Genomic DNA, 7,251 nt, shown 5'->3' on the forward strand with positions numbered 1-7,251 from the left:
AGGCTTGCGACATGGCCGCAAGCCGATCAGTTTACGTTGAGGCGGCGACTCGTACCGCGCAGGGCGGCGTATACCCAGGGCCAGAGCAGCGCGCTGACCAGCGCGGGCAACAGGAAGACCAGGGTCGGGGGACGATTACCGGTAAGGGCATTGAGCCACAGCTGCACCAGCTGGGCCAGGCCGAAAACAACGAGCAGTACGAGGCATTGCTGCCACATGGGGAACATACGCAGGCGCTGATGAAGCGTCAGCACCAGGAAGGTAATCAGGGCGAGGATCAGGGCGTTCTGCCCAAGCAACGTGCCGTAGAGCACGTCCTCCGCCAGACCCAGCACCCAGGCGGTGGTCATGCCCACGCGGTGCGGCAGGGCGAGGGTCCAGTAGGTGAGGAAGAGCGCGAGCCACAGCGGCCGGCCGATTTCCATGAAGCTGGGGACCGGCCCGACGCTGAGCACCAGGGCCAGGATCAGGCTGACCCAGATGACCCAGCCATTGTTGGAGCGCTGGCCGACCATCAGTGACTCTCCTGGGAATTCTGTGCCGCCGGTGGCTTGTTCGGCACGGCGGGCGCCGGTGCAGCAGGCGCCGTAGCCGGGGCGACAGGGGCGGCGGCAGGCGCTGCAGGAGGATTCGCGGCGGCGGGCGCGGCCTGGGCTCCCGAGGTGGCTTCACCTGCGGCGGGCTGGGCAGCGGCCTCGCGGTCGGCGGCCTCCTGGGCCTTGGCGGCGTCGTTGGCGCGTTCCTCGGGACTGCGGGTATCGCTGAACACCAGGAGCATGTAACGGCTGCGGTTCAGCGCGGCGGTAGGTACGGCGCGAACGATGGCGAAAGGCTGGCCGGAGTCATGAATGACTTCCTTGACGGTCGCCACCGGGTAGCCGGCCGGGAAGCGCTGGCCAAGACCGGAACTCACCAGCAGGTCGCCTTCCTTGATATCGGCGGTGTCGGCTACGTGGCGCAGCTCCAACCGCTCGGGGTTGCCGGTGCCACTGGCGATGGCCCGCAGGCCATTGCGGTTCACCTGCACGGGAATGCTATGGGTCGTGTCAGTCAACAGCAGAACGCGGGCGGTGTAGGGCATCACTTCCACCACCTGTCCCATCAGGCCGCGGGCATCGAGCACCGGCTGACCGAGGAACACGCCATCCTTTTCGCCCTTGTCGATCAGGATGCGGTGGGTGAAGGGGTTGGGATCGACGCCGATCAGCTCGCTGACCAGGACCTTCTCGTCCACCAGGGCGGAGGAGTTGAGCAGCTCGCGCAGGCGCACGTTCTGCTCGGTCAGGGTCGCCAGCTTCTGCAGACGGCGCTGCATCAGCAGGGACTCGGCCTTGAGCTTCTCGTTCTCGGCGATCAGGGTGCTGCGGCTGGTGAACTGGTCGCTGACGCCATCCCAGACGCGCACCGGCAGGTCAGCCAGCCAGTAGAAAGGCGTGAGCACCAGCCCCATCTGGCTGCGCATGGGCTTCAGGGTGTCGAATCGGGCATCGACCACCATCAGCGCAGCCGAGAGCACGGCGAACACCAGTAGGCGCACGCCGAGCGAAGGTCCCTTGGTGAATAGCGGCTTGATGGCCCGCTCCTATGGCTGCGACGCTCTCCAACCTCACTCGGTGGAGAGCAGATCCATCGCGTGACGGTCCATCATTTCCAGAGCACGGCCACCACCACGGGCGACGCAGGTCAGCGGGTCTTCGGCGACGATCACCGGCAGGCCGGTTTCCTGGGCCAGCAGCTTGTCCAGATCGCGCAGCAGCGCGCCACCACCAGTCAGCACCAGGCCGCGCTCGGCGATGTCGGAAGCCAGTTCCGGCGGGGACTGTTCCAGGGCGCTCTTCACCGCCTGGACGATGGTCGCCAGGGATTCCTGCAGCGCTTCCAGCACTTCATTGGAGTTCAGGGTGAAGCTGCGCGGTACGCCTTCGGCCAGGTTACGGCCGCGAACGTCGATCTCGCGGATCTCGCCACCCGGGTAGGCGGTGCCGATTTCCTGCTTGATGCGCTCAGCGGTGGATTCACCGATCAGGCTGCCGTAGTTGCGGCGCACGTAGGTCACGATGGATTCGTCGAAACGGTCGCCACCCACACGTACGGATTCGGCGTAGACCACACCGTTCAGGGAGATCAGGGCGATTTCGGTGGTACCACCACCGATGTCCACGACCATGGAGCCGCGGGCTTCTTCAACCGGCAGGCCGGCGCCGATGGCGGCAGCCATGGGCTCTTCGATCAGGAAGACTTCGCGGGCACCGGCGCCCAGGGCGGATTCACGGATGGCACGGCGTTCCACCTGGGTGGATTTGCACGGTACGCAGATCAGCACACGCGGGCTGGGCTGCAGGAAGCTGTTTTCGTGAACCTTGTTGATGAAGTACTGCAGCATCTTCTCGCAGACGCTGAAGTCGGCGATCACGCCGTCCTTCATCGGACGAATGGCGGAAATGTTGCCAGGAGTACGGCCCAGCATGCGCTTGGCCTCGGTACCTACGGCTACCACGCTCTTCTGGTTGCCGTGGTTACGAATGGCGACCACGGAGGGCTCGTTGAGGACGATACCGCGCTCGCGCACGTAAATAAGGGTATTGGCAGTGCCCAGGTCGATCGACAGATCGCTGGAAAACATGCCACGCAGTTTCTTGAACATGGGAGAGGGACCCTAGGCAACGCGTGGGTAAAAAAGTGCGGCAAACTCTAACAATGACGGGGATTTTGGGCAAGGCGCCGATATGTTAAATTGCCTGTTTTTCCGGGCCGCCAAGGCCCATCATCGCGGCCTTTGACCGCCCGTTCGCAGCACCGTTCCCCGCCGGGTTCCCGCACGGTCGGCTGCCCACGCTGGCCGCTTCTAGTTGGAGACACCCGATGGCGCTTGAACGCTCCGACGTGGAAAAAATCGCCCATCTCGCCCGACTGGGCCTGAACGAGGCCGATATCCCGCGTACTACCGAGACCCTGAATAACATCCTCGGCCTGATCGACGCCATGCAGGCCGTGAACACCGACGGCATCGAGCCCATGGCCCACCCGCTGGACGCTACCCAGCGCCTGCGCGCCGACAGCGTCACCGAGGAAAACCGCCGCGACGCCTACCAAGCCATCGCGCCGGCCGTCGAGAACGGCCTGTACCTCGTGCCCAAAGTCATCGAATAAGGAAAGGGTTTCCCATGCATCAACTGACCCTCGCCGAGATCGCCCGAAGCCTCGCCGCCAAGGAATTCTCCGCCGAAGAGCTGACCCGCAGCCTGCTGGCACGCATCCATCAGCTCGATCCGCAATTGAACAGCTTCATCAGCATCACCGACGAACCGGCCATCGAACAGGCCAAGGCAGCCGACGCACGGCGTGCCGCCGGTGAGCAAGGCGCCCTGCTCGGTGCCCCCATCGCCCACAAGGACCTGTTCTGCACCGAAGGCGTGCTGACCAGCTGCGGCTCGAAGATCCTCGACGGCTTCAAGGCGCCCTACGACGCCACCGTGGTCGCCCGCCTCAAGGCCGCCGGCGCGGTGAGCCTCGGCAAGCTGAACATGGACGAGTTCGCCATGGGCTCCTCCAACGAATCCAGCCATTACGGCGCGGTGAAGAACCCCTGGGCGCTGGACCGCGTTCCCGGCGGCTCTTCCGGTGGTTCCGCCGCAGCCGTCGCTGCGCGCCTGGTACCCGCCGCCACCGGCACCGACACCGGTGGCTCGATCCGCCAGCCGGCCGCCTTCACCAACCTCACCGGCATCAAGCCCACCTACGGCCGGGTTTCCCGCTGGGGCATGATCGCCTACGCCTCCAGCCTCGACCAGGGCGGCCCGCTGGCCCGCACCGCCGAGGACTGCGCGCTGATGCTCGGCGCCATTGCCGGCTTCGATCCCAAGGACTCCACCAGCGTCGATCAACCGGTCGATGACTACCTCGCCGGCCTGAACCAGCCGCTCGCCGGCCTGCGCATCGGTTTGCCGAAGGAGTATTTCGGTGCCGGCCTCGACAGCCGCATCGCCGACGCCGTGATGGCCGTGGTCGAGGAGCTGAAGAAGCTCGGTGCCTCGGTCAAGGAAATCAGCCTGCCGAACATGCAGCACGCCATTCCGGCCTACTACGTGATCGCCCCGGCGGAAGCGTCCTCCAACCTGTCGCGTTTCGATGGCGTACGCTTCGGCTACCGCTGCGAGAACCCGCAGAACCTGGAAGACCTCTACAAGCGCTCCCGCGCCGAAGGCTTCGGCGCCGAAGTGAAGCGCCGCATCATGGTCGGCACCTACGCCCTGTCCGCCGGCTACTACGACGCCTACTACCTGAAGGCGCAGAAGATCCGCCGCCTGATCAAGAACGACTTCGTCAGTGCCTTCAACGACGTCGACGTGATCCTCGGCCCGACCACGCCCAACCCGGCCTGGAAACTCGGCGAGAAGAACAACGATCCGGTCGCCCAGTACCTGGAAGACATCTACACCATCACCGCCAACCTGGCGGGTGTGCCGGGGCTCTCCATGCCCGCCGGTTTCATCGATGGCCTGCCGGTCGGCGTGCAGCTGCTAGCGCCCTATTTCCAGGAAAGCCGCCTGCTCAACGTCGCCCACCAGTACCAGCAGGCGACCGACTGGCACAAACGCGCTCCGGCCGGATTCTGAGGACGACTCACATGCAATGGGAAACAGTGATCGGGCTGGAAATCCACGCACAGCTCAGCACCCAATCGAAGATTTTCTCCGGCAGCGCCACCACCTTCGGCGCCGAGCCCAACACCCAGGCCAGCCTGGTTGACCTCGGCATGCCCGGCACCCTGCCGGTGCTGAACGCCGAAGCAGTTCGCATGGCCTGCAAGTTTGGCCTGGCCATCGACGCCGAAATCGCCGGGAAGAACGTCTTCGCCCGCAAGAACTACTTCTATCCGGACCTGCCCAAGGGCTACCAGACCAGCCAGATGGACCTGCCGATCGTCGGCAAGGGCCACCTGGACATTACCCTGGAAGACGGCACCGTCCGGCGCATCGGCATCACTCGCGCGCACCTGGAAGAAGACGCCGGCAAGAGCCTGCACGAAGACTTCCACGGCATGAGTGGCATCGACCTGAACCGCGCGGGCACCCCGCTGCTGGAAATCGTTTCCGAGCCGGACATCCGCAGCGCCAAGGAAGCGGTGGCCTATGTCAAGGCCATCCACGCCCTGGTCCGCTACCTCGGCATCTGCGACGGCAACATGGCCGAAGGCTCCCTGCGTTGCGACTGCAACGTCTCGGTTCGCCCGAAAGGCCAGGAAGCCTTCGGCACCCGCGCCGAGATCAAGAACGTCAACTCGTTCCGCTTCATCGAAAAGGCCATCAACCACGAGATCCAGCGTCAGATCGAGCTGATCGAGGACGGCGGCAAGGTGGTACAGGAAACCCGCCTGTACGACCCGAACAAGGACGAAACCCGCTCCATGCGCAGCAAGGAAGAAGCCAACGACTACCGTTACTTCCCCTGCCCCGACCTGCTGCCGGTGGTGATCGAGCAGAGCTTCCTCGACGAGGTGCGCGCCCAGTTGCCGGAGCTGCCGGTGCAGAAGCGCGAACGCTTCGAGAGCCAGTTCGGCCTATCCACCTACGACGCCACGGTGCTCGCTGCCAGCCGCGAATTGGCCGACTACTTCGAGGCCGTCCAATCGGTCTGCGGCGACGCCAAGCTGGCCGCCAACTGGGTGATGGGTGAGCTTTCCAGCCTGCTCAACAAGGACGGCCTGGAGATCGAGCAATCGCCGGTTTCCGCCGAGCACCTGGGCGGCATGATCCTGCGCATCAAGGACAACACCATCTCCGGCAAGATCGCCAAGATGGTCTTCGAAGCCATGGCTGCCGGCGAAGGTTCCGCCGACGAGATCATCGAGAAGAAGGGCCTGAAGCAGGTCACCGACAGCGGCGCCATCGAATCCATGCTGGACGAAGTGCTGGCCGCCAACGCCGCGCAGGTCGAACAGTACCGCGCCAGCGACGAAGCCAAGCGCGCGAAGATGTTCGGCTTCTTCGTCGGTCAGGCGATGAAGGCGTCCAAGGGCAAGGCCAACCCCGGCCAGGTGAACGATTTGCTCAAGAAGAAGCTCGAAGGGTGAGCCGGATTTAGCCAACGCATGCGTTGGCCCGGCGAACGACCGGCCATGGATGGCCGGGCCGGGGTATCCGGATGAGCTCAGCGCTGCGACAGGGATGTCCGCTCGGAACCCGGCAAAGCCAGCAACTGCTCGAGTCCCTCCTGGAAGCATCCTTCATGCAGCGTCAGCTCAGCACCTTAGTCTTCCTCACCTTCCTCCTGGCCGGTTGCAGCACCACCCCCTTTGGTGGCGGCAGCGGCGATTCCGCACACGGCTATCGCGCCGAAGGCAAGGCCTCCTATTACGGCTCCCGCCACCATGGTCGGCGAACGGCAAGCGGCGAGCGCTTCGACCAGCATGCCCTCACGGCTGCCCACCGCACCCTGCCCTTCGGCACCCGGGTGAAAGTGACCAATCTGAACAACGACCGCACGGTAGTGGTTCGCATCAACGATCGCGGCCCGCATACCCGTGGCCGGATTATCGATCTGTCGCGCGAAGCCGCCGAACGCCTCGGCATGCTGCGCGCCGGCGTGGCCCCCGTGCGCGTGGAATCCCTCGACTGACTGGAGAATCACAATGAGCGAAGAACGCAAACCCGGACTGCAAGTGCGCCGGGAAGTGATGGGCGATGCCTTCGTCGACCGCGCACTGGGCAATGCCACCGAGTTCACTCAGCCGCTGCAGGACTTCGTCAACGAACACGCCTGGGGTGGTGTCTGGAACCGCGAAGGCCTACCGCGCAAGACCCGCAGCCTGATCACCCTCGCCGCCCTCACCGCGCTGAAATGCCCACAGGAACTGAAGGGCCATGTGCGCGGTGCGCTGAACAACGGTTGCACGGTGGAAGAAATCCGCGAAGCGCTGCTGCACTGCGCCGTCTACGCCGGCGTCCCCGCCGCCATCGATGCCTTCTGCGCCGCGCAGGAAGTGATCGACGACTACCAGAAGGCCTGAGCCCCCGCTCATACGTAGGGTACGCTGCGTGTTCAGCCGGGGGACATAGGTAACGGGTGTCGGGAGACATAGGTAACGCATTTACGCTTACGGGATCCGTCGAATGAGGAGTTCGAGCGATGCCGTGGCAGGAGTGCACCACCATGTCGATTCGGCGTGAATTTGTGTGGTTGGCCGAGCAGCCGCAGAGCAATGTCCGCGAGCTGTGCCGACGCTATGGCATCAGTGCGAAGACGGCCTAC

At 64.6% G+C, this 7,251-nt stretch carries 8 protein-coding genes and 1 pseudogene; 6 read left to right on the plus strand and 3 right to left on the minus strand.

Annotated features, from left to right (window positions below):
- Window positions 1-26 precede the first annotated feature (26 nt).
- The 3 genes from mreD to mreB are packed head-to-tail and all read right to left on the minus strand — an operon-like array spanning window position 27 to window position 2,644.
- A complete protein-coding gene (mreD, locus tag E8E91_RS02365; RefSeq protein WP_151131935.1) occupies window positions 27-515 on the minus strand; it encodes a rod shape-determining protein MreD in 489 nt (162 codons plus the stop codon).
- Complete coding sequence (gene mreC / locus E8E91_RS02370; RefSeq protein WP_280374439.1) at window positions 515-1,573, minus strand: rod shape-determining protein MreC; 1,059 nt, start codon at window positions 1,571-1,573, stop codon at window positions 515-517. The genes mreD and mreC overlap by 1 nt, the downstream gene beginning before the upstream one ends.
- Before the next feature lie 33 nt (window positions 1,574-1,606).
- Entirely contained in the window at window positions 1,607-2,644 is a 1,038-nt protein-coding gene (mreB, locus tag E8E91_RS02375; RefSeq protein ID WP_103102876.1) for a rod shape-determining protein MreB, read from the minus strand.
- A gap of 218 nt (window positions 2,645-2,862) precedes the next feature.
- Between mreB and gatC the strand changes: the two genes are divergently transcribed.
- The 6 genes and pseudogenes from gatC to E8E91_RS02405 all read left to right on the plus strand — a co-directional run.
- Window positions 2,863-3,150: an Asp-tRNA(Asn)/Glu-tRNA(Gln) amidotransferase subunit GatC gene (gene gatC / locus E8E91_RS02380; protein WP_280374429.1), complete on the plus strand. Its 288-nt coding sequence runs from the start codon at window positions 2,863-2,865 to the stop codon at window positions 3,148-3,150.
- 14 nt (window positions 3,151-3,164) lie between these two features.
- Window positions 3,165-4,616 (plus strand): Asp-tRNA(Asn)/Glu-tRNA(Gln) amidotransferase subunit GatA, encoded by a 1,452-nt coding sequence (gene gatA, locus E8E91_RS02385; protein ID WP_280374430.1) that lies wholly within the window; start codon window positions 3,165-3,167, stop codon window positions 4,614-4,616.
- Between the two features lie 11 nt (window positions 4,617-4,627).
- Window positions 4,628-6,073 (plus strand): Asp-tRNA(Asn)/Glu-tRNA(Gln) amidotransferase subunit GatB, encoded by a 1,446-nt coding sequence (gene gatB, locus E8E91_RS02390; protein WP_280374431.1) that lies wholly within the window; start codon window positions 4,628-4,630, stop codon window positions 6,071-6,073.
- Between the two features lie 155 nt (window positions 6,074-6,228).
- Entirely contained in the window at window positions 6,229-6,618 is a 390-nt protein-coding gene (locus E8E91_RS02395; RefSeq protein WP_280374432.1) for a septal ring lytic transglycosylase RlpA family protein, read from the plus strand.
- Between the two features lie 13 nt (window positions 6,619-6,631).
- Window positions 6,632-7,009: a carboxymuconolactone decarboxylase family protein gene (locus tag E8E91_RS02400; RefSeq protein ID WP_280374433.1), complete on the plus strand. Its 378-nt coding sequence runs from the start codon at window positions 6,632-6,634 to the stop codon at window positions 7,007-7,009.
- Between the two features lie 119 nt (window positions 7,010-7,128).
- A pseudogene (locus E8E91_RS02405) lies at window positions 7,129-7,251 on the plus strand (IS481 family transposase); the annotation flags it as partial.

The sequence above is a fragment of the Pseudomonas sp. BN515 genome (assembly GCF_029873155.1).
In the GTDB taxonomy this organism is placed as follows: Bacteria; Pseudomonadota; Gammaproteobacteria; order Pseudomonadales; family Pseudomonadaceae; genus Metapseudomonas.